Source organism: Streptomyces sp. NPDC044061 (genome assembly GCF_056434305.1).
The window spans coordinates 37125-57273 of record NZ_JBWKFL010000015.1; the positions used below are offsets into that span (position 1 = coordinate 37125).

21 protein-coding genes are annotated in these 20149 nt (G+C 71.6%); 9 read left to right on the plus strand and 12 right to left on the minus strand.

What is annotated here, in order from left to right; translation table 11 throughout:
* Positions 1 to 129: 129 nt before the first annotated feature.
* The 3 genes from AC07CM_RS24525 to AC07CM_RS24535 all read right to left on the minus strand — a co-directional run bounded on the left by AC07CM_RS24525 (position 130) and on the right by AC07CM_RS24535 (position 3330).
* Positions 130 to 1365 carry a DUF2637 domain-containing protein gene (locus AC07CM_RS24525; RefSeq protein WP_478878599.1) on the minus strand — a complete coding sequence of 412 codons (1236 nt, stop codon included), beginning with the start codon at positions 1363 to 1365 and terminating at the stop codon, positions 130 to 132.
* Between the two features lie 72 nt (positions 1366 to 1437).
* Complete coding sequence (locus AC07CM_RS24530) at positions 1438 to 2346, minus strand: DUF3558 family protein (RefSeq protein WP_478878600.1); 909 nt, start codon at positions 2344 to 2346, stop codon at positions 1438 to 1440.
* 126 nt (positions 2347 to 2472) lie between these two features.
* Entirely contained in the window at positions 2473 to 3330 is an 858-nt protein-coding gene (locus tag AC07CM_RS24535; protein WP_478878601.1) for a DUF3558 domain-containing protein, read from the minus strand.
* Positions 3331 to 3545: 215 nt separating this feature from the next.
* Here AC07CM_RS24535 and AC07CM_RS24540 point away from each other — a divergent pair, with 215 nt between their 5' ends.
* The gene (locus AC07CM_RS24540) at positions 3546 to 4739 is read left to right on the plus strand and encodes an RtcB family protein (protein WP_478878602.1); all 1194 of its coding nucleotides are present in this window, start codon (positions 3546 to 3548) and stop codon (positions 4737 to 4739) included.
* An 18-nt stretch (positions 4740 to 4757) separates the two neighbouring features.
* Here the strand turns inward: AC07CM_RS24540 and AC07CM_RS24545 are convergent, their stop codons facing one another.
* The 3 genes from AC07CM_RS24545 to AC07CM_RS24555 form a co-directional block, all read right to left on the minus strand.
* The gene (locus AC07CM_RS24545; RefSeq protein ID WP_478878603.1) at positions 4758 to 4904 is read right to left on the minus strand and encodes a hypothetical protein; all 147 of its coding nucleotides are present in this window, start codon (positions 4902 to 4904) and stop codon (positions 4758 to 4760) included.
* Entirely contained in the window at positions 4904 to 5680 is a 777-nt protein-coding gene (locus AC07CM_RS24550) for an SDR family NAD(P)-dependent oxidoreductase (RefSeq protein WP_478878604.1), read from the minus strand. Before AC07CM_RS24550 ends, AC07CM_RS24545 begins: the two co-directional genes overlap by 1 nt.
* Positions 5681 to 5741: 61 nt before the next feature.
* Positions 5742 to 6080, minus strand: a complete 339-nt coding sequence (locus AC07CM_RS24555; RefSeq protein WP_478878605.1) for a YnfA family protein — start codon at positions 6078 to 6080, stop codon at positions 5742 to 5744.
* Between the two features lie 112 nt (positions 6081 to 6192).
* On the opposite strand from AC07CM_RS24555, the gene AC07CM_RS24560 reads away from it, so the two are divergent.
* Together AC07CM_RS24560 and AC07CM_RS24565 are read left to right on the plus strand one after the other, a co-directional pair.
* Positions 6193 to 6669, plus strand: a complete 477-nt coding sequence (locus AC07CM_RS24560; protein WP_478878606.1) for a hypothetical protein — start codon at positions 6193 to 6195, stop codon at positions 6667 to 6669.
* Between the two features lie 54 nt (positions 6670 to 6723).
* Positions 6724 to 7206, plus strand: coding sequence for a MarR family winged helix-turn-helix transcriptional regulator (locus AC07CM_RS24565; RefSeq protein ID WP_478878607.1), 483 nt, complete (start codon positions 6724 to 6726; stop codon positions 7204 to 7206).
* 53 nt (positions 7207 to 7259) lie between these two features.
* Here the strand turns inward: AC07CM_RS24565 and AC07CM_RS24570 are convergent, their stop codons facing one another.
* Positions 7260 to 7670: a winged helix-turn-helix transcriptional regulator gene (locus tag AC07CM_RS24570; RefSeq protein ID WP_478878608.1), complete on the minus strand. Its 411-nt coding sequence runs from the start codon at positions 7668 to 7670 to the stop codon at positions 7260 to 7262.
* Between the two features lie 133 nt (positions 7671 to 7803).
* On the opposite strand from AC07CM_RS24570, the gene AC07CM_RS24575 reads away from it, so the two are divergent.
* The 5 genes from AC07CM_RS24575 to AC07CM_RS24595 all read left to right on the plus strand — a co-directional run bounded on the left by AC07CM_RS24575 (position 7804) and on the right by AC07CM_RS24595 (position 12881).
* The gene (locus AC07CM_RS24575) at positions 7804 to 8694 is read left to right on the plus strand and encodes an NADP-dependent oxidoreductase (RefSeq protein ID WP_478878609.1); all 891 of its coding nucleotides are present in this window, start codon (positions 7804 to 7806) and stop codon (positions 8692 to 8694) included.
* An 87-nt stretch (positions 8695 to 8781) separates the two neighbouring features.
* Positions 8782 to 9873: an LLM class flavin-dependent oxidoreductase gene (locus tag AC07CM_RS24580; protein WP_478878610.1), complete on the plus strand. Its 1092-nt coding sequence runs from the start codon at positions 8782 to 8784 to the stop codon at positions 9871 to 9873.
* On the plus strand, positions 9870 to 10442 hold the full coding sequence (locus AC07CM_RS24585; protein ID WP_478878611.1) for an FMN reductase: 573 nt from the start codon (positions 9870 to 9872) through the stop codon (positions 10440 to 10442). Before AC07CM_RS24580 ends, AC07CM_RS24585 begins: the two co-directional genes overlap by 4 nt.
* A gap of 268 nt (positions 10443 to 10710) precedes the next feature.
* A complete protein-coding gene (locus tag AC07CM_RS24590) occupies positions 10711 to 11430 on the plus strand; it encodes a response regulator transcription factor (protein WP_478878780.1) in 720 nt (239 codons plus the stop codon).
* On the plus strand, positions 11430 to 12881 hold the full coding sequence (locus AC07CM_RS24595; RefSeq protein WP_478878612.1) for a sensor histidine kinase: 1452 nt from the start codon (positions 11430 to 11432) through the stop codon (positions 12879 to 12881). The genes AC07CM_RS24590 and AC07CM_RS24595 overlap by 1 nt, the downstream gene beginning before the upstream one ends.
* A 222-nt stretch (positions 12882 to 13103) precedes the next feature.
* On the opposite strand, the gene AC07CM_RS24600 is transcribed toward AC07CM_RS24595, so the two are convergent.
* Together AC07CM_RS24600 and AC07CM_RS24605 are read right to left on the minus strand one after the other, a co-directional pair.
* Positions 13104 to 14924 (minus strand): phosphatidylglycerol lysyltransferase domain-containing protein, encoded by a 1821-nt coding sequence (locus AC07CM_RS24600; protein WP_478878613.1) that lies wholly within the window; start codon positions 14922 to 14924, stop codon positions 13104 to 13106.
* A 102-nt stretch (positions 14925 to 15026) separates the two neighbouring features.
* On the minus strand, positions 15027 to 15308 hold the full coding sequence (locus AC07CM_RS24605) for a hypothetical protein (RefSeq protein WP_478878614.1): 282 nt from the start codon (positions 15306 to 15308) through the stop codon (positions 15027 to 15029).
* Positions 15309 to 15387: 79 nt separating this feature from the next.
* On the opposite strand from AC07CM_RS24605, the gene AC07CM_RS24610 reads away from it, so the two are divergent.
* Positions 15388 to 16215, plus strand: coding sequence for a M55 family metallopeptidase (locus AC07CM_RS24610; protein ID WP_478878615.1), 828 nt, complete (start codon positions 15388 to 15390; stop codon positions 16213 to 16215).
* Positions 16216 to 16245: 30 nt separating this feature from the next.
* Here AC07CM_RS24610 and pstB read toward each other — a convergent pair whose 3' ends face one another.
* From pstB to AC07CM_RS24625, 3 genes are all read right to left on the minus strand, one after another.
* On the minus strand, positions 16246 to 17070 hold the full coding sequence (gene pstB / locus AC07CM_RS24615; RefSeq protein WP_478878616.1) for a phosphate ABC transporter ATP-binding protein PstB: 825 nt from the start codon (positions 17068 to 17070) through the stop codon (positions 16246 to 16248).
* Positions 17071 to 17093: 23 nt separating this feature from the next.
* A complete protein-coding gene (locus AC07CM_RS24620; protein ID WP_478878617.1) occupies positions 17094 to 18002 on the minus strand; it encodes a sortase in 909 nt (302 codons plus the stop codon).
* A gap of 72 nt (positions 18003 to 18074) precedes the next feature.
* A complete protein-coding gene (locus tag AC07CM_RS24625) occupies positions 18075 to 20069 on the minus strand; it encodes an Ig-like domain repeat protein (protein ID WP_478878618.1) in 1995 nt (664 codons plus the stop codon).
* Between the last annotated feature and the right edge of the window lie 80 nt (positions 20070 to 20149).

The window sequence follows — 20149 nt, forward strand, 5'->3', positions numbered from 1 at the left end:
CTCTGCTGGGGGGGGGCGGAGGAGGACTGGGCCGGGACTTTGTTGGGGGAGAGGCCCCTGGGGTAGGGGAGGGGGAGCTCCTGCGGTACCCGTCCCCCCCCTCTCTCGTACGCGTCACGCGATATGGGGTTACGCGATGTGGTCCTCTTCCAGCTCCGCCGAGTGGCGCTGCTGGAACCGCTCCACCAGGGTCTTCAGGTCGCTGGGGCTCAGCGCCGTGCCGAACGTCGCCTGGATGTTGTCGCCGAGTACGCGGGGCGTGGGGTAGCTGCCGTCGATCGACTGACGGAAGACCTGGTAGAAGGCCTCCTCGTCCGGCTCCGGCGGCCCGCCGCCCTCACCCAGCTCGCGGGTGCGGTTCGGGCCCACCGGGATGGGGAAGCTGCCGGTCTCCTCCGGGGAGGGCTGCTGGAACTGGTCCGGCGGCTGCTCCTCGTACCACTCCTCGTACTGTTCCTCCGGGACGTACTGGGGGTCCGGGGGCGGTTCGTAGGTGGGGTCGTAGCCGCCGTGGTAGTCGATCTCGCGGGGGGTCTGGAACCAGGGGCTCTGGTCGTCCTCGGGGCGCTGCTCGGCGCGAGGTGCCGCCTGCTGTGGGACGGGTGCCGCCGCAGCGACACGACCGCCCGCGACCGAGTCGAGTTGCGGCTGTCGTGGTGCGGGTATCACCACCGGCTCTATGCCCGCCGCCGCCAGGCCCGCAGGTGCCGTCTCCGCCAGCGGGACGCCGTACCGCGCCAGCCTCAGCGGCATCAGGGACTCCACCGGGGCCTTCCTGCGCCAGGCCCGGCCGAAGCGGGAGCGGAGGCGGGCCTGGTAGACGAGACGCTCCTGCTCCAGCTTGATGACCTGGTCGTAGGAGCGCAGCTCCCACAGCTTCATACGGCGCCAGAGCAGGAACGTGGGGACCGGCGAGAGCAGCCAGCGGGTGAGGCGGACGCCCTCCATGTGCTTGTCGGCCGTGATGTCCGCGATCCGGCCGATGGCGTGGCGGGCCGCCTCGACGGCGACCACGAACAGGATCGGGATCACCGCGTGCATGCCCACGCCCAGCGGGTCCGGCCAGGCGGCGGCACCGTTGAACGCGATCGTCGCCACCGTCAGCAGCCACGCCGTCTGGCGCAGGAGCGGAAACGGGATCCGGATCCAGGTCAGCAGCAGGTCCAGGGCGAGGAGGACACAGATGCCTGCGTCGATGCCGATCGGGAACACATAGGAGAAGTTCCCGAAGCCCTTCTTGATGGCCAGCTCACGGACGGCCGCGTACGAACCGGCGAAGCCGATGCCGGCGATGATCAACGCGCCGCTCACGACCACGCCGATGAGCACGCGGTGCATCCGAGTCAGCTGCAGTGGCGCGGCCACTCGTACTCCCCTCCCATTGCGTGTTGGTGCGCGCAACAGAGTGGCACACGTGTGCGTCGCACGTGATGCCGGTCAGCCCTTGTTGGCGGCCGACTTCGACGGCGACGCACTGGAGGAGGGAGACTTCGACGCCGCCTTGGACGGGGTCTTCGACGCCGACTTCGACGGGGACGAGGCCGTCTTCGAGGGCGAACTCTGCCCAGAACCTTCACTGTTGGCGGAGGAGACGGACGCGACCGCCTCCTTCACCGCCTTCTCCGCCGCCTTCGTCAGATCGTCGGCGCTCGGTGTCTTCTCGCCCGCGAGACCGGCCCCGTTGTAGTCGAGCGTGACGACCACGTTCTCGACCCGGGCGACCACCGTCTGCTGCTTGAAGGCGCCTTCCTTCTTCTTCAGCTCGTAGCGCACCGCCGTCGCCTCCGCACCGGTCCCGGCGACCGGCTGCGACTTCGTGTTCTTCGCGCCGGACACCTTCTGCGCGTCCCCGACCTGCTGGGCGAAGTACGCGTGCGCCTGCTTCTCACCGGCACCGCGGTTCGCGTCCGAGTCGAAGCGCAGCAGGGAGACGTTCAGCCAGCGGAACTGGGAGCCCTTGGTGCCGTTGTTGTCCAGGCTGCTCCATGAGCAGGAGGAACGGGTCGCCGTATCGTCGGAACTGCCCTCCTTGCCCGACTTGGCACCCTTCGGCACCAGGTCGGTCAGGGTCTTCTTCGACAGCACCGCGCACGGCTCCGGGAGCTTGCGGTACGCGGCCGCCTGCACGGTCGGGGACGCGCTCGCCGAGGGCTGCTTCGACGAACCGCCGCCCGCGGTCTGCTGCGCGCTGTCGCCGCTCTTGCCCTGGGAGTCGCCGGAATCCGAGGAGCAGGCCGCGGTGATCAGCACCGCGGGAACGGCTGCCGCGCAGACAAGAGCACGGCGAAGGCGCTTGGCTCGCTGATGAGTCTGGGCACGGTCGTCTCGCTGGGCTGCTCGCTGCATGGTTCCTTCACTCATGACGCTCGGTGTTCGTGCGGGTTCCTGCGGGGCCACCGTACGCGGTGAAGGAGCTGTGCGGTTTCCGTTCCCCCGCTTTGCGGGGGCGGACGGGACGGCGCCCGGGTGCCCTCATCCGCCCAGCGTGTCCGCCAGTTGAGAGGCCAGGTTTCGGGCCCTGTCCTGCATTTCCTTGCTGTCGGGGACCGTTCCGGTGGCCGTCGGCTGCTCCTCGTACTCGATGGTGACGACGACGTTCGACGTGCGGAACGCCACAGTCACCGTCCGCGGTTCGGCGGTCGAACCGGACGAGTTCAGCTCGTCGTTCAGATACGCCTCGTCACCGAGACCGGCCAGCACACGGGGCTGAAGGTCGGCCGTAGGGGCACCGGGGGCGCCCGTGGAACCCGCCGAGGCGCCGGCGGAACTCCCCGAGGCATCCGCGGAACCCTCCGAGGCGGACGGCGAGGCCTCGCTCGCGGTGGCCGTGGGAGTCGGGGTGGAGCCGGCGGACGAGGGGGTGGCGGTGGACGAACTCGGCTCGGGCAGGTCGGCGGCCGTCTCCATGTCCTGGAACAGCTTCTGCGCCTGGTCGTCGTCGCTGACCGCGTTGTCGTACGAGACCACGCGCTCGAAGTCGACCGAGAGACGGTCGGTGGCGTCCGCGGACTCCACCTTCCAGTGGCAGCCCACCTTGCGGTCGGTGTTGTAGGTGAGCGTGGCCTCGCCCTGGTAGGCCCGGTCCCGCTGGGTCGGGTCGGTGAGCTGCTTGATGCCGGGCAGCAGCGAGTCGAGGGTGTCGTGGTCGACGGCGCCGCAGGGCTCCGGGAGGCTGCGGTACTTGCCGGGCTGGGCCGCCACCGTCGCCGTACCGGCGTCGCCCGGGTTGGCGTTGTCCGTCGGGCTGTCGTCGCCCGAACCGCTCGTGCAGCCGGCCAGCAGGGCCGCGAGGAGTGCGGCGATGCCGGTTACGTACGCCTTCCGCTGCACGGTCGGGCTCCTCTCGACGGTCTGTGTTCGCTCGGTTGTCCATGGTCCCCGCTGGTTATTCGCTTGCCGCAGCGGGGCGCCCCCTGGAGACAATGTGTATCGCACGCACCGCCGTGGATGCCGTTCTCTCGTCCCTTTTCGTCGACTTTGGCGCCACTTTTGCGTTTTGCTGCTCTTAAGCCTTTTGCCGTCATTTCCGGGGGAATGAGGAAGACATGTCGTACGTGGAGATGCCGGGCGCGAAGGTCCCGATCCGGATGTGGACGGACCCCGCGACGGTCGAGGACGTGGCCCTGCGCCAGCTCCAGAACGTGGCCACCCTGCCCTGGATCAAGGGCCTGGCCGTGATGCCGGACGTGCACTACGGAAAGGGCGCGACGGTCGGATCGGTCATCGCGATGCAGGGGGCGGTGTGCCCCGCCGCGGTGGGCGTGGACATCGGCTGCGGGATGTCGGCGGTCAGGACTTCCCTGACGGCGAACGACCTGCCCGGAGACCTGTCGCGGCTGCGGTCGAAGATCGAGCAGGCGATTCCGGTGGGGCGGGGCATGCACGAGGATCCCGTCGACCCGGGGGACTTCCATGGGCTGGCGACCGCCGGGTGGGACGACTTCTGGGGACGGTTCGACGGGGTCGCCGACTCGGTCAGATTCCGTCAGGAACGTGCGACGAAGCAGATGGGAACGCTCGGATCCGGCAACCATTTCGTCGAGGTGTGCACGGACACGGACGGCTCGGTCTGGCTGATGCTCCACTCCGGCTCCCGCAACATCGGCAAGGAACTCGCCGAGCACCACATCGGCGTGGCCCAGAAGCTCTCGCACAACCAGGGCCTGGTCGACCGCGACCTCGCGGTCTTCATCTCGGAGACCCCGCAGATGGCGGCCTACCGCAACGACCTGTTCTGGGCACAGGAGTACGCCAAGTACAACCGCACGCTCATGATGGCGCTCCTGAAGGACGTGATCCGCAAGGAGTTCAAGAAGGCCAAGCCGACCTTCGAGCCGGAGATCTCCTGTCACCACAACTACGTGGCCGAGGAGCGGTACGAGGGCATGGACCTGCTGGTCACCCGCAAGGGCGCGATCCGGGCCGGCTCCGGGGAGTACGGGATCATCCCGGGCTCGATGGGCACGGGCTCGTACATCGTGAAGGGTCTCGGCAACGAGCACGCCTTCAACTCGGCCTCGCACGGCGCGGGGCGGCGGATGAGCCGTAACGCGGCGAAGAAGCGATTCTCGACAAAGGACCTCGAGGACCAGACCCGGGGCGTGGAGTGCCGCAAGGACTCCGGCGTCGTGGACGAGATCCCGGGCGCGTACAAGTCCATCGACCAGGTCATCGACCAGCAGCGGGACTTGGTCGAGGTCGTGGCGAAGCTGAAGCAGGTCGTCTGCGTGAAGGGCTGACGACCTGCTCGGCCCCGCCTACTTCGCGTGGCGTACGGCGTAGATCATGACGAATGCCACGAAGTGGATGCCGAAGAGGAAGTACGCCAGGAAGTACCAGACCTGGCGTGCGTCCTTCGTCTCCTGGGCCAGGCGGCGTTTCTCCGGGGAGTCGTCCTCGGCCATCACAGCTCCCGGTGCACCTTGGTGTTGGAGGCCTGGGCGCGCGGGCGGAGGACCAGGAGGTCCACGTTGACGTGGCTGGGGCGGGTGACCGCCCAGGTGATCGTCTCGGCCACGTCGTCGGCGGTGAGGGGCTCGGCCACGCCCGCGTAGACCTTCGCGGCCTTCTCGGCGTCGCCGCCGAAGCGGGTCAGGGCGAACTCGTCGGTCTTGACCATGCCGGGCGCGATCTCGACGACCCGGACCGGGCGGCCGACGATCTCCAGGCGGAGGGTCTCGGCGAGGACGTGCTCGCCGTGCTTGGCGGCCACGTAGCCGCCGCCGCCCTCGTAGGTGCCGTGGCCCGCCGTGGAGGACACCACGACGACGACTCCGTCGCCGCTCGCCTCCAGCTTCGGGAGCAGGGCCTGGGTGATGTTCAGGGTGCCGATGACGTTCGTCTCGTACATCGTGCGCCAGTCGGCCGGGTCGCCGGTGGCGACGGGGTCCGCGCCGAGCGCTCCGCCGGCGTTGTTGACGAGGACACCGATCGTCCTGAAGGCCGTCGCGAACTCGTCCACCGCCGCGCGGTCGGTCACGTCCAGCTGGTAGGCCGTCGCCGAATGGCCGGCCGTGGTGAGTTCCTCGGCCAGTGCCTCGATGCGGTCCTTGCGACGGGCCGTGAGGACGACGCGGTAACCGGCCTCGGCGAGTCCGCGGGCCGTGGCGGCGCCGATGCCGCTGCTCGCACCCGTGACGACGGCGATGCGGGAGGCGGCGGACGGGGCTGCGGTGGCCATGGGCTGCTCCTGAGGGAGAGAGGTCGTCTGTGGTCGGCTCTTCGTCCAGCCTAGGCGAGCCTCAGCCGCCGTTCCTCGGCGCCCACATGATCACGGCCATGCCGGCGAGGCAGATCAGGGCTCCGGTGACGTCCCAGCGGTCGGGGCGGTAGCCGTCGGCGATCACGCCCCACAGGATCGAGCCGCCCACGAAGATCCCGCCGTAGGCGGCCAGGATGCGCCCGAAGTGCGCGTCCGGCTGAAAGGTGGCGACGAAGCCGTACGCGCCGAGGGCGAGGACCCCGCCGGTGATCCACAGCCAGCCGCGGTGTTCGCGTACGCCCTGCCAGATCAGCCAGGCGCCGCCGATCTCGAAGAGTGCGGCGAGCACGAAGAGGGCGGCGGAGCGGAGGATCGGCATGGGCGCAGCTTCGCACGCCGGTGTGGTGTCACCTGTTGGAGGGCGCCTGTCGGCAGGCGCGCGTGGCATACATCCGTACGGCACACCGGACAGAGGCCTGAGATGAGGTGGCATGCGGATGAGGGCGTGGGTGCTGGGTGCGTGCGGTGCCGTGGTGGTGGCAGGGGGCCTCGCCGGGCCGGCCGGGGCCGCTTCCGGGCCCGAGACGGACGCGGATGTGGCCTTTCACGGGAGTGTCGTGATGGACGGGGACCGGGTGCAGGTCCAGCTGACTCCGAGCAACGGCGGGCCCTCGGCGGTGCCGGACGCGAGCGTGCTGCTGCGCTGGTCGGTGCCGCTGGCGGACCGGCAGGAGCTGCCGGGCGGGTGTGTGCGGACGGACGAGCGGTCGGTGGTGTGCGGGACGGGCGAGCTGGCCGCCGAGGCGTCGGGTGAGCAGATCAGGCTGTCGGTGCGGCTGCGGGAGAAGCCGTCGGACGTGACGCTGGAGGTGGAGACCGCCTGGAACGGGGGCGTCGCGGACAGGGACCGGACGAACGACCGGCTGAGCGTGCTGGTCCTCGACACCGGGGACGCGTACGCCTTCTGAGACGCCGGGGACGTCGTACGATCTCTGCACCACGCAGACGAAGGGGAGTGCGGCATGGCCGGGAACGGGACCGGGCGGTCCGGGCTGCTGGCGGAGCTGTCCGTGGTGTCCCGGCGGTACATGGCGTCGTACGCCCTGTTCAACCAGGCCGTCGCCGACCGGATCGGGCTGCACCCCACCGATCTGCAGTGTCTGAACCTGCTCACGCTGGAGCGGGAGCCTGTCACCACGGGCCGGGTCGCGGAGCTGACCGGGTTGACGACGGGGTCGGCGACCCGGCTGGTGGACCGGCTGGAGCGGGCGGGGTACGTGGTGCGGCGGCGCGACGAGGTGGACCGGCGGCGGGTGCTGGTGGCGGTCGTGCCGGAGAAGATCGCCGAGTTCGGGCGGATGTGGGACTCGCTGGCCGGTGACTGGTCGAGGATCTTCGACGAGCTGGACGACATCGAACTGGCGACGATCGTCCGGCACATGGAGCGCACGGTGGAGTTCAGCGGGGAGCAGATCGCCCGGTTGCGCGAGCGCCCCGAGGACTAGGCCGGGTTTTCCGCGTTCCCCGCGTTCCCCGCGTTCCCCGCGTTCTACGCGTTCTACGCGTTCTCTGTGCTCTCCGCGTCGTACCGCTCGCGGGCTTCCCGTACCTCCTCGAAGTGGGTTTCGGCCCACTCCTTAACGGCGGTCAGCAGGGCGGCGAGGCTGCGGCCGAGCGGGGTGAGTTCGTAGTCGACCCGGACCGGGACGGACGGGGTGACGGTGCGGGTCACGAGGCCGTCGCGTTCGAGGGTGCGCAGGGTCTGGGTGAGCATCTTGGGGCTGACACCGGCGACCTTGCGGCCGATGTCGCTGTAGCGCATGGGGGCGGGGACCAGGGCGGCGACGACGAGGCCGACCCACTTGTCGCTGAGGCGGCCGAGCAGCTGGTTGGTGGGGCAGCTGCGCAGGAAGGCGTCGTAGTCGATACGGGCCTGCTCGCGCCGCTGGGCCGCGGTCATCGTCGCCATGGGGCTCTCCTCCGGGACACCTACGCACTCCGAGGTAACTACTTACCGATGGATAGTAGCTCTCCTAGGGTTGCCGCTGTGGCGGAGAAACCGCCGTAATCCCTCAAGTGGTTCTGTTCATAGGAGAGTTGACATGCGTGCTGCTGTGGTGACGACGTTCGGCGGGCCGGAGGCCGTGGAGATCGCCGAGGTGGCGGTGCCTGAGCCGGGAGCCCGGCAGGTGCGGATCAAGGTGGCGGCCGGGTCGCTGAACCCGGTGGACCTGTACGTCCGGGCCGGCTTCTTCGGTGGGGCGGGCAAGACGATCGGGCTCGGCTGGGACGTCGCCGGGACGGTGGACGCGGTGGGCGTGGCGGCCGCCTGGCAGGTGGGCGACGAGGTGGTCGCGCTGGTGCCGGGTGTGGCCGATGCGCTGGGGGCGCACGCCGAGTACGTCGTCGTGGACACGGACGCGGTGGCCAAGGCGCCGGCCGCGGTGGACGCGGTGCACGCCGGCACCCTGCCGCTGAACGGGCTGACCGCCGTCCAGGCCCTGGACCTGCTGGAGCCGGCGCCGGGTGCCTCGCTGCTGGTGACCGGTGCGGCGGGCGCGGTCGGCGGGTTCGCGGTGCAGCTGGCCGCGCACCGGGGGATCGCGGTGACCGGGCTCGCCCGGGCGGCCGACGAGGAGCTGGTGCGGTCGCTGGGAGCCGCCGACTTCACGGCCGACGGGGTGGCGCCGGGGAGCGTGGACGCGGTGCTGGACGCGGCGATGCTCGGCGAGCCGGCGCTGGAGTGGGTGCGGGACGGCGGTGTCTTCGTCAGTGCCCAGCCCGGCCGGCAGCCCGAATCCGTGCGCGGGGTGCGGACCACGGCCGTGGCGGTGAGCGCCGACGGGGCGCGGCTGGCGGAGCTTGCCCGGCTGGTGGACGAGGGTGTGCTGAGCCTCCGGGTGGCCGAGACCTACCCCCTGGCCGAGGCGGCCAAGGCGCATGCCCGGCTGGCGGAGGGCGGCGTACGGGGGCGCCTGGTGCTCGTGCCGTAGGGCGCTCCGGCAAGGGGGAATAGCCCGGACCCGGCTGCCGTTCCAGGGATATAGTTGAACCGTCAACAACCTGGAGGATGAGCCACCATGCAGTTCGGGATCTTCACGGTCGGCGACGTCACGCCGGACCCCACCACGGGGCGTACGCCGACCGAGCGCGAGCGGATCAAGGCCATGGTCGCCATCGCGCTCAAGGCCGAGGAGGTCGGGCTCGACGTGTTCGCCACCGGTGAGCACCACAACCCGCCGTTCGTGCCGTCCTCGCCGACCACGATGCTCGGCTACATAGCGGCACGGACGGAGCGGCTGATCCTCTCCACCTCCACCACCCTGATCACCACCAACGACCCGGTGAAGATCGCGGAGGACTTCGCGATGCTCCAGCACCTGGCCGACGGACGGGTGGACCTGATGATGGGCCGCGGCAACACCGGGCCGGTCTACCCCTGGTTCGGCAAGGACATCCGCGAGGGCATCAACCTCGCCGTCGAGAACTACGCCCTGCTGCGCCGCCTCTGGGACGAGGACGTCGTCGACTGGGAGGGCAAGTTCCGCACGCCGCTGCAGGGCTTCACCTCCACCCCGCGGCCGATGGACGACGTGCCGCCGTTCGTCTGGCACGGCTCCATCCGGTCCCCGGAGATCGCCGAGCAGGCCGCGTACTACGGCGACGGCTTCTTCCACAACAACATCTTCTGGCCGGCCGACCACACCAAGCGGATGGTCGAGTTCTACCGGAAGCGGTTCGCGCACTACGGGCACGGAACGCCCGAGCAGGCGATCGTCGGGCTCGGCGGCCAGGCGTTCATGCGGAAGAACTCGCAGGACGCGGTGCGTGAGTTCCGGCCGTACTTCGACAACGCGCCGGTGTACGGGCACGGGCCCTCGCTGGAGGACTTCACCGAGCAGACCCCGCTGACCGTCGGCTCCCCGCAGCAGGTGATCGAGAAGACCCTGGCCTTCCGGGAGTACGCCGGCGACTACCAGCGCCAGCTGTTCCTGATGGACCACGCGGGGCTGCCGCTGAAGACCGTGCTGGAGCAGCTCGACATGCTCGGCGAGGAGGTCGTACCGGTGCTGCGCAAGGAGTTCGCCAACGGCCGTCCGGCCAACGTGCCGGAGGCGCCCACCCACGCCTCCCTGCTCGCCGCCTCTTCGGAAGGAGTGACCGTCGCATGAAGCTCGTCGTCGTCTCGGCGGGACTGAGCGTCCCGTCCTCCACCCGGCTGCTGGGCGACCGGCTGGCCGCGGCCGTGGACCGGCGGACGCCGGTGGACATCCAGGTGGTCGAGCTGCGCGACCTCGCGGTCGAGATCGCGCACAACTTCACCAACGGCTTTCCCGGCAAGGGGCTCGCCGCCGCGCAGGACGCGGTGGCGGGCGCCGACGGGCTGATCGTGGTCACACCCGTGTTCAGCGCCTCCTACAGCGGGCTGTTCAAGTCGTTCTTCGACGTGCTCGACAAGGACGCGCTGGCGGGCAAGCCGGTGCTGGTCGCCGCCACCGGGGGCACGGCCCGGCACTCGCTGGTGCTGGAACACGCGCTGCGGCCGCTGTTCGCGTACCTGCGGGCGGTGGTCGTCCCCACGGCCGTGTACGCGGCCTCGGAGGACTGGGGCGCCGAGGGGCTCTCCGAGCGGGTCGAGCGGGCGGCGGGGGAGCTGGCCGCGCTGATGCCGTTGGCCGCTCGGCCGGCCGACGTGGGTGTCGTGCCCTTCGCCGAGCAGCTGGCGGCGCTGCGGTCCTAGTGGTTTCCCGCCCACCCGCCCATCCGTCCCGGCCGGCCGAAGGGTCGGGTGGTTTCCCACCGCCCGTCCGTCCCGGCCGGCCGAGGGGCCGCCGTCGCGGGTGGGTGGCCGCCTCCCGGCCGGTCGCCCGGTGCTGTGGGAAGACGGGGGGAAGCCTCTTCCGGTTGTCCCTGTGACGGTGAGAGGCGGGTAAAAAGGGTGATCGTAGGCCCACTCGTCCCGGCCGAACCGCCGGAGGCCTTGGCAGACTGGGGACGTGCCCCAGACTGTGCTGCTCGCCGAAGACGATCGTGCCATCCGTCATGCCCTGGAGCGTGCCCTGACGCTGGAGGGGTACGAGGTGACGGCGGTGGCCGACGGCGTGGAAGCGCTGGCACAGGCCCACAAGACCCCGCCGGACGTCCTGGTGCTCGATGTGATGATGCCGGGCATCGACGGGCTCCAGGTCTGCCGGGTGCTCCGGGCCGAGGGCGACCGCACCCCGATCCTGATGCTCACCGCGCTGGTGGAGACCGCCGACCGCATCGCGGGCCTGGACGCGGGCGCCGACGACTACGTGGTCAAGCCGTTCGACGTCGAGGAGGTCTTCGCGCGGCTGCGGGCACTGCTGCGGCGTACGAGCCCGGTGCCGGCGGGCGGCGGGGCGGTCTCCGGAGCCGACGCCGCCCGTGACGTGCAGGTCTCCGACCGGCAGGTGGAGGCCGCCGGCATCCGGATGGACCTGCAGGCACGCCGGGCCTGGCGCGGCCGGCGCGAGCTGGAACTGACCCGCACCGAGTTCGAGCTGCTCGAGCTGCTGGTGCGCAACGCCGGGATCGTCCTCGACCACTCCACGATCTACGACCGCATCTGGGGCTACGACTTCGGTCCCGGCTCGAAGAACCTCGCCGTCTACGTCGGCTACCTGCGCCGCAAGCTCGACGAGCCGGGCGCACCGCAGCTGATCCACACCGTCCGGGGCGTGGGTTACGTGCTGCGGGAAGACTAATGAGCCGCCGCTGGCGGCTGCCGGTGGGGCCCCGGCCCAAGCTGGTCTCGCTGCGTACCACCTTCGCGGTGTCCTTCGCGGCCGTCACCGCCGCCGTGACGATCCTCGTCGGCATCCTGTCCTACGGCTCGGCGGCGCGCCTGGTCCGGGTCGACCAGCAGTCCGTGTTCACGCAGGTCGTGCAGGACGTGCAGGACGAGGTGCGGCAGCACGAGATGGTCCCCGAGGACTTCTCCTCCTCCCGGCCGGGCCATGATCTGGTCCGGCCGGCCCGTACCGATGTGCAGGTGCTCGGCGCGCGGGGAGAGATCGTCGACCACGGCAGCCCGGTGCTGCCCGTCACCGTCCGGGACAGGGCCGTGGCCACCTCGCGGGCGGCCGGCAGAGTGGTCCAGCACAAGGACGTCCGGGTCGGCGAGGACCTCTTCCGCATCGCCACCGTCTCGCTCGGCGACGGCAAGGGCGCCGTGCAGGTCGCGCAGGAGTTCAGCGACACCGAGGACCTGCTGCGGGCGCTGCAGCAGCGGACGCTGATCCTGATGGCGGCGGTCGTGGTCGCCGCGGGACTGTTCGGATGGTGGCTGGCCCGCCGGATCACCAGGCGCCTGGTGATCCTCACCTCCGCCGCCGAGGACGTGGCCCGCACCCGGCAGCTGGGCATCGAGGTGCCCGTCGCGGGCCTGGACGAGGTGGGCCGGCTCGGCCGCGCCTTCGACCGGATGCTGGGCCGGCTCGCCCAGTCGGAGGAGGACCAGCGGCGGCTGGTCCAGGACGCCGGGCACGAGCTGCGCACGCCGCTGACGTCGCTGCGTACGAACATCTCGCTGCTGCGCAGGATCGACGAGCTTCCGCCGGCGACCCGGGAGGAACTCGTCGCCGACCTCGGTCAGGAGGCCCGCGAGCTGACCGACCTGGTCAACGAGCTGGTCGACCTCGCGGCCGGGCAGTCCGACAGCGAGCCGCCGCAGCAGGTGGACCTCGCCGACCTCGCCGAGGACGTGGTGGGGCTGGCCAAGCGCCGTACCGGCCGGGAGGTCGTGCTGCGCACGAGCGGTGACACCCGTACCCACGGGCGGCCCGGGATGCTGCAGCGGGCCATGTCCAACCTGGTGGAGAACGCGGCGAAGTTCGACCGGGAGGGCAAGGCGCCCATCGAGATCAACATCACCGGGCCGGCCCGGCCGGGCACCGTGCGCGTCGAGGTGCTGGACCGTGGCCCGGGCATCGCCGAGGGCGACCTGATCCGCATCTTCGACCGCTTCTACCGCGCCGCCGACGCGCGTTCCCTGCCGGGCTCGGGGCTCGGTCTCTCCATCGTCCGTGAGGTCGCGATGGCGCACGGTGGGGCGCCGTTCGCCGTTCGGCGGGAAGGGGGTGGGGCGGTGATCGGGTTCACCGTGGGCGGCGGGATCGTGGGGAGCGGTGGCGGCGGCGCGCGTGGTGGGGCCTGAGGGGCGGCGCGCGTGCCGTCGGTGTGCGGTCTCTGCGTGCCTCGGGGCTCGGGCTCTCCACGCTCCTTAGGGGGCGATTGCGCACGGTGGGGCGCCGATCGCCGGTCGCCGATCGCCGTTCGGCGGGAAGGGGGGGCGGTGATCGGGTTCACCGTGGGCGGCGGGATCGTGGGGAGCGGTGGTGGCGGCGCGCGTGGTGGAGGCTGAGGGGCGCCGCCGGGGTCACCGGGCCGTCGAGGCGGGGGCCGGGGTGATGGGCTGTTTGCGGCGGGGGAAGGCGGGGAGGGCGGGTGGGGTCAGGAAGCCCTCCGCCCGGGCGCTGGCCAGGCCGATCCTCGGGATGTCGCTGCTCTTGGCGAAGAGCAGGAAGCGCGGCTCCCAGACCGGGCGGTACTTGGCGTTCGCGCGGTACAGCGACTCGATCTGCCACCAGCGGGAGAAGAAGGTGAGGACCGAGCGCCAGAGGCGGAGCACGGGCCCGGCGCCGAGGCGGGAGCCGCGCTCGAAGACCGAGCGGAACATCGCGAAGTTCAGGGACACCCGGCGGACGTTCAACTCCTCGGCACGCAGGAGGAGTTCCACGACCATGTACTCCATCAGGCCGTTCTCGCAGGCGCGGTCGCGGCGCATCAGGTCGAGGGAGAGGCCGTACTCGCCCCAGGGCACGAAGCTGAGCAGGGCGCGGGGGACGTCGTCGGCGTCCCGGCACTCCAGCATCACGCAGCGGCCGTCGGCCGGGTCGCCGAGGCGGCCGAGCGCCATGGAGAAGCCGCGCTCGGTGGCGCCGTCGCGCCAGTGGTCGGCGCGGTCCACGAGGAGGTCCATCTCCTCGTCGGGGATGTCCTCGTGGCGGCGGATGCGGACCGTGTAACCGGCCCGGCGGACACGGTTGTGGGCCTGGCGGACGACCCGCATGGCCCGGCCTTCGAGGGTGAAGTCGGCGAGATCCACGATCGCCTCGTCGCCGAGTTCCAGGGCGTCCAGGCCGTGGCGCGCGTAGATGGTGCCGGCCTCCTCGCTCGCGCCCATGACGGCCGGGGCCCAGGCGTGCCTGCGGGCCTCGGCGAGCCAGGCGTCGATGGCGCCGGGCCAGGCCTCGGGGTCGCCGATGGGGTCGCCGGAGGCCAGGCTGACGCCGCCGACGACGCGGTAGGTGACGGCCGCCTTGCCGCTGGGGGAGAAGATGACGGCCTTGTCGCGGCGCAGCGCGAAGTAGCCGAGGGAGTCGCGTTCGCCGTTACGGTCCAGCAGCGCGCGCAGCCTGCGCTCGTCCTCCTGCGCCAGCAGGCATTCGCCGCGCGGGGCGCGGAAGCAGGCGTACAGCACCAGCAGGAAGGTCGCGGCGATCGCGACGTTGACGATCACGTCCACCCAGCGGGGGGCGTGGACGGCGTCGACCCGGTCGGCGAGCGGGCCGACGCTGATGCCGCGCAACAGGGTGTAGGCGATCTCGTCCTTGAGGGTGGCACCCGGGAGCTTGTTGGTCGCGTGCACCAGGAGCGTGCCGAGGGCGGCGCTGACCAGGGTGCCGCCGGTGCCGACGGCGAGGGCGAGGCGCGGGTTGGAGCGGTCGCCGATGGCGTCGAACTCGCGCCGGCCGATCAGCAGGGCGGCCACGAACAGGCCGGTGAGGGTGGCCGAGAGCCAGTTGAAGAGGTGCTCGCGGTAGGGGGCGCGGGTGAGGGCGAGGACGTAGAGGGAGAAGAGCGGGCCGGCCAGGAGGAGGTTGAAGACCCAGGCGGCGCGTTTGCGGCGGCGCATCACGATCGCGAGGAAGAGGGCGAGGGCCGCCGAGCCCAGGCCCGCGGTGGCCAGGTACGGCGTGAAGAACTCGCCCGCGTTGTGCTCGTGCACCTCCTCACGGAACGGCAGGGAGACGACCGCCGCGATGTTGAGCACCACCTGCAGGCGCAGGTACCAGACGGTGGCGGTCGCCACCCGCTCGCGCAGCCGGTCGTCCGCGGCGGGCGGGAAGGGGATGCGGGCGCGGGGGGTGCGCTGAGCGGGAACCTGCGGGACCTGGCTCGACTCTTGTGGGGGCATGGTGACGGGCACCTTGGGGAAGGGGACGGGGCAACGCTGACCCTACAGCTCGTAGGGTAGCGCGCATGTGTACGGCCGTACACATGGCTGCCGCACAGGATCTCATCCCCGGCCCTCGCCGCCGCGCCGGGCCGCCGCCAGCGTCCAGGCCAGGTTGCCCACCGCCGCCCCGGCCGCCACCACGGCGACGATCACCCCACCGGTCGCCAGGCCGTCGCTGAACAGGTGCGGGCGCCGGTCGAGGCTGTGCAGGCCGAAGCCGCACAGCTCGTACACGCCGACGGCGGCGACGACGAGGCTGATGACCAGCACGGTCAGCGTAGGGGCGAGACCGCGCACACCGGCCCGCGCCGCCGGGCCTGGTTCCGTTTGGATGTCCTGCATGGTGTCCCCCGATGAACAGACTTGTGGCCGTTGGCGGTTGGGAACCTACAGTACGTAGGGTCAAGTTAGGGTCAGTGGCGTGCGTATCTACCTCAGCGTGGACATGGAAGGCATCACCGGGCTCGTGGACGCGGACGACGTCCAGCCCGGCGGGCGGGACTACGAGCGGGGCCGCTCCATGATGGCCGAGGACGTGAACGCGGCGGTGCGCGGCGCGCTGGCGGCCGGCGCGAGCGACATCCTCGTGAACGACGCCCACGGCCCGATGCGCAACCTGCTGCCCGAGGCGCTGCACCCGGCGGCCCGCCTGGTCCGCGGCAAGCCCAAGCAACTGGGCATGCTGGAGGGGCTCGGCGCCGAGTACGACGCCGCGCTGTGCGTCGGCTACCACTCCCGGGCCGGCGCCCTGGGCGTGCTCAGCCACAGCTTCATGGGCCACGAGATAGAGGACATCTGGCTGGACGGCCGCCCCGTCGGGGAGATCGGCCTCGCCCACGCCACCGCGGCGGCCCTCGGCGTCCCCGTGGTGGCCCTCACGGGTGACGACGCGGCGTGCGCGGAGATGACGCAGTGGGACGCCTCGGTCGTCACCGTCCCCGTGAAGTACGCCCGCGACCGGTTCGCGGCCGAGCTGCGTCCGGCGGACGAGGCGCGCGCGGCCATCGAGGAGGGGGTCGCGCGGGCGCTGGCCGGAGTACCGTCGCGCCCGCCGGCCGCCGCAGAGGCCACCCTCACCGTCCGCTGGCAGTCCGCCTCGGTCGCCGCGACCCTGCTCGGCATACCCGGGGTCACCGCCGACGACAGCCGGACGGTCCGGGCGAGCGGCGAACTTCCGTCGCTGTACCGGCTGTTCGGTGTGTGGATGCGGGTCGTGTCCTCGCTCACCAATCAGCCGCCGTACTGCTGAGCGCCCTGGGGGCCGCGGGCGGCGCCCGGCTCAGCCGAACCGCCCCGCCACGTAGTCCGCCGTCCGCTGGTCCACCGGCTCGTTGAACATCTGCTCGGTCGGGCCGTGCTCGACGATCCCGCCGGGGGTGCCCTGCTCGGCGAGGAAGAAGGCGCACTGGTCGGAGACGCGGGCCGCCTGCTGCATGTTGTGCGTGACGATCACGATCGTGACCTGGCCCACGAGTTCGTGGATGGTCTCCTCGACCCGGCGGGTGGAGGTGGGGTCGAGCGCGGAGCACGGCTCGTCCATGAGCAGGACCCGGGGCCGCACGGCCAGCGCGCGGGCGATGCACAGGCGCTGCTGCTGACCGCCGGACAGCGCGCCGCCGGGCTGCCGGAGCCGGTCGCGGACCTCCTTCCACAGGCCCGCCCGGGACAGCGACTCCTCCACCAGCTCGTCCTTCTCGCGGCGGCCCGCCCGCGTGCCCGTCAGCCGCAGACCCGCCACCACGTTGTCGTAGATCGACATCGCGGGGAACGGGTTGGGCTTCTGGAAGACCATGCCGATCCGGCGGCGGGCGTCGGTCAGCCGGCGCTCGGGGGCGTAGACGTCCTCGCCCTCGAACAGCACCTCGCCGCCGAAGGCCGCGCCCGGAATCAGCTCGTGCATGCGGTTCAGGGTGCGCAGGAAGGTCGACTTGCCGCAGCCGGAGGGGCCGATCAGGGCCGTCACACGGCCCGCGGGCATGGTCAGCGAGACCCGGCTGAGCACCTGGTGGTCGCCGAACCAGGCGGAGACCGCGCGGGCCTCCAGGGTGGCGGGCGCGGCGCCGGGGGCTGGGGCAGCGACGGGCAGTACGACGGTGTCGGTCATGGTGGCCACCTCGGGTCGGGGAGTCACAGCAGGTTCGGGAGCAGCTCGGTGGTGCGCGTGGCGACCTGGAGGCCCAGCACCGCGACGACCGGCGCGAAGACGATCCACGTCTGGTGGCGGCCCCAGCGGTGCCACGTCCACACCGCGGCGACGGCCGCGAGGAGCAGCGCCTGCAGCCAGAGCACCAGCGGCCAGGGCGTCCCGGAGGGGCGGGCCAGCGGCTGTTCGGACTCCGGCAGGGTGCCGGAGCGGATCACGGCCGCCGGGGTCTGGAAGGGAGCGGAGACCAGGTCGGCGTCGACGCGCAGGACACCGGCCGGCATGAAACGGGGACCGGTCGCGGTGACCAGCACCAGACGGCCCTTGCCCGCTGCGGGCGCGGCGGGCGCCGGGTCGCCGGCCCGCCGCACGTCGATCACCCGGTAGGCGGCCCTGCCCTGGCCGGTGGTCACGGTGAACGTGTCGCCCCCGGCGAGGCCGGACAGATGCCCGAACGGGCCGCCGTAGGCGGCCGCCCGGCCCATCAGCACACTGGTGCCGGACTGCCCGGGCATCGGCGTGTCCCGGCGGTGCCCGGGGCCGTCGGTCAGGACGGCGGAGTCGGTGCCCTCCAGCACCACCTGGCTCAGGCCGAGCTTCGGTACGTCGATGAGCGCGACCGGGGTGCCCGGCGCGAGCAGGCTGCCCTGCTGGTCGGTCTGGGACACCGGGGCGGTGCCCAGGGCGAGCTGTTCGCGCAGCTCGTCGAACGCGGCGTGCTGCGCGCTGTGCTGCTGGATGCCGCTGGCCACCAGCAGCTGGGCGGTGATGCCGAGCAGCAGGGCGGCGAGGCTGAGCAGACCGCCGCGGGCCAGATGGCGGACGGCACCGGCGGCGCGGACGCGGGTGTGCGGCGCGGCCGGTCGGAGGGTGGTCGGTACGGCGACGGTCACGGCGGCCCGCCTCCTTCGGTGGATCGGCGGCTGCCGGGGAGATGGGGAAGGATCTCCCCGGCAGCCGGCGGGTCAGGTGGACTTGATGGTGAAGTTGGCGCCGGACTTGGCGGCGACCGTCGCCGAACCCGCGTAGAAGGCGTGCAGGACGTGCTTGCCCTTGCTCAGCTTCGGCAGGGTGATGGTCACCTTGCCGCCGCTCAGCTTGCCGGTGGCGAGCACCTTGGAGCCCTCGTAGACGCGCACGGTGCCACCCGGGGTGGTGCCGGTCGCGGTGACCTTCACCGTGACCTTGGCGTGGGCGGTGTGACTGATGGAGGAGGGCGCGGTGGAGCTGACCGACGGCGTCGCCCTGGTGATCTTCAGGGTGGCCGTCGTGGCGGAGGCGTTGAGCTTGGCGTTGCCCGCGTAGGAGACGCTCAGCGTGTGCGTGGTGACCTTGAGGTGGTTCGACAGACCGATGGTGACCTTGCCGGAGCCGTCCAGGGTGCCGGTGCCGAGGACCGTGCTGCCCTCCTTCACCGTGACCTTGCCGGTGGGGGCCACGCCGTGCGAGCCGGCGACGGTGACGGCGACCTTCGGCGTCCTGCCGTACGCGGTGGTCGCGGCGGTGGCCGTCGTGGTGCTCGCGAACCTGACCGAGCCGGACCAGGTGGCCGCGGCGCCGGTGCCGTTGAGGTTGGCGCCGGCGACCGTGGCGGTGTAACCGCCGTTGGCCAGGCCCTTGAAGGTGTACGAGGTGGTGTTCGCCGGGAGGTCCTTGACCGTGACGGCGCCGTCCGGGGCGGTCAGCGTCACCCGGTAGTCGGTGAGCGGCAGACCGGTGGGGGCCGGCGCGGTCCACGACAGCTTCAGGCTCGCGTCGCCCGGGGTGGCCTTCAGCGGGGTCGGCGCGGCGGGCGTCGCGGTGTCGATGCCCGACTCCTCCAGGCCGCCCAGCTTGGCGTGCTTGTTCACGCTGATGGAGCCGTTGTACGGCTCGTTGACGAAACCGAAGCCGGCGATGACGCCCTCGGCGGCGTCCGAGGCCAGCGCGGCGCTGTGGCCGCCGGTGGTCACGAAGACGTCGTAGAGGTCCTTGTCGAAGAAGATGCTGTTCGGGTCGATCGCCCGGGACGGCACGACGTTGTAGACGTCACGGCCGAACGTGGCGTTCTCGTAGTAGGCGTTGACCGGGGCGAGCTTGCCGTTCACCGTCGTCACCGGGCTGGTGGCACCGCTGTCACCGGGCAGCTGCACGGCCGCCAGGTGACCGCCGGCCGCGGCCGCCGCCTTGCTGTAGTCGGGGGCGACGCCGTTGATCTGGGCGATCCAGCTGCCCACGGAGAACGGCACCAGCGCGCCGTCCTCGGTCAGCGCGCCGTCGGCCTGGTTCTCCTGGACCGTCGGGATGTTCGGGGAGATCGTGGCGTCGGTCAGGCCGATCGCCGACAGGAAGAACTTGCGGGTGCCCGAGCCGCTCTGCGGGATCTTCGGGTGCACGGTCTGGCCGTCCACCTGCGTGAGCGAACCGGAGTAGATGTCGTGCAGCTGGTCCACCGTCAGGCTGCCGAGCGCCGAGCCCTTCACCGCGACGCCGACCGCGTCCCGGGCGAACGGGATGTAGGTGAACGCGGTGCCGGAGGTGGAGGGGCCGCTGGAGGAGCGGGCGAAGTCGACCTGGTTCTTGATGGAGACACCGGAGGAGTCCGGGTACTTGTCGCCGGTCAGCGCCTGGCTCAGGGCCAGGCGGCCCTTGCCGGAGCCGTTGGGACGCAGGAAGGACGGGCCGCCCGAGCGGGTGGTGATGTTCGAGGTGGTGGAGCCGGTGCCGGGCTCGATCGCGTCGTAGGAGGCGATGCCCGCCCCGGCTGCCGACTTCACGGCCGTACCGGCGTAGCTCTTTCCGTTGACCGTGTCGCCGGCCAGAGCGTTGAGCACGTCCTGGGTGGTGTCGGAGCCCACGCCAACCAACTGGCGGAAGGTTCCGGCGGGGGTGGGGTCGGCGTGCGCCGGGCTCGCCAGAGCCAGGCCGCCGGCCACCACGGCGGCGGCGACGAGCGCCGCCGTAGAGCGCGTTCTGCGCATCGAGAGTCTCCTGACGGTAGTGCGTCGGTGCGGGAGATGGGGATCTGGCAGGGTGGTACGGGCCGTCCGCCCCGACTGCC

What these genes read in the sequence shown, in the direction of transcription:
- AC07CM_RS24585 (WP_478878611.1), top strand. Translation starts at nt 9,870, where the DNA reads ATGAAGCTCGTCGTCGTCTCGGCGGGACTGAGCGTCCCGTCCTCCACC.
- AC07CM_RS24545 (WP_478878603.1), bottom strand. Translation starts at nt 4,904, where the DNA reads ATGGCCGAGGACGACTCCCCGGAGAAACGCCGCCTGGCCCAGGAGACG.
- AC07CM_RS24565 (WP_478878607.1), top strand. Translation starts at nt 6,724, where the DNA reads ATGGCCGGGAACGGGACCGGGCGGTCCGGGCTGCTGGCGGAGCTGTCC.
- pstB (WP_478878616.1), bottom strand. Translation starts at nt 17,070, where the DNA reads ATGACCGACACCGTCGTACTGCCCGTCGCTGCCCCAGCCCCCGGCGCC.
- AC07CM_RS24605 (WP_478878614.1), bottom strand. Translation starts at nt 15,308, where the DNA reads ATGCAGGACATCCAAACGGAACCAGGCCCGGCGGCGCGGGCCGGTGTG.
- AC07CM_RS24555 (WP_478878605.1), bottom strand. Translation starts at nt 6,080, where the DNA reads ATGCCGATCCTCCGCTCCGCCGCCCTCTTCGTGCTCGCCGCACTCTTC.
- AC07CM_RS24530 (WP_478878600.1), bottom strand. Translation starts at nt 2,346, where the DNA reads ATGCAGCGAGCAGCCCAGCGAGACGACCGTGCCCAGACTCATCAGCGA.
- AC07CM_RS24560 (WP_478878606.1), top strand. Translation starts at nt 6,193, where the DNA reads ATGCGGATGAGGGCGTGGGTGCTGGGTGCGTGCGGTGCCGTGGTGGTG.
- AC07CM_RS24570 (WP_478878608.1), bottom strand. Translation starts at nt 7,670, where the DNA reads ATGGCGACGATGACCGCGGCCCAGCGGCGCGAGCAGGCCCGTATCGAC.
- AC07CM_RS24625 (WP_478878618.1), bottom strand. Translation starts at nt 20,069, where the DNA reads ATGCGCAGAACGCGCTCTACGGCGGCGCTCGTCGCCGCCGCCGTGGTG.
- AC07CM_RS24550 (WP_478878604.1), bottom strand. Translation starts at nt 5,680, where the DNA reads ATGGCCACCGCAGCCCCGTCCGCCGCCTCCCGCATCGCCGTCGTCACG.
- AC07CM_RS24575 (WP_478878609.1), top strand. Translation starts at nt 7,804, where the DNA reads ATGCGTGCTGCTGTGGTGACGACGTTCGGCGGGCCGGAGGCCGTGGAG.
- AC07CM_RS24595 (WP_478878612.1), top strand. Translation starts at nt 11,430, where the DNA reads ATGAGCCGCCGCTGGCGGCTGCCGGTGGGGCCCCGGCCCAAGCTGGTC.
- AC07CM_RS24580 (WP_478878610.1), top strand. Translation starts at nt 8,782, where the DNA reads ATGCAGTTCGGGATCTTCACGGTCGGCGACGTCACGCCGGACCCCACC.
- AC07CM_RS24540 (WP_478878602.1), top strand. Translation starts at nt 3,546, where the DNA reads ATGTCGTACGTGGAGATGCCGGGCGCGAAGGTCCCGATCCGGATGTGG.
- AC07CM_RS24600 (WP_478878613.1), bottom strand. Translation starts at nt 14,924, where the DNA reads ATGCCCCCACAAGAGTCGAGCCAGGTCCCGCAGGTTCCCGCTCAGCGC.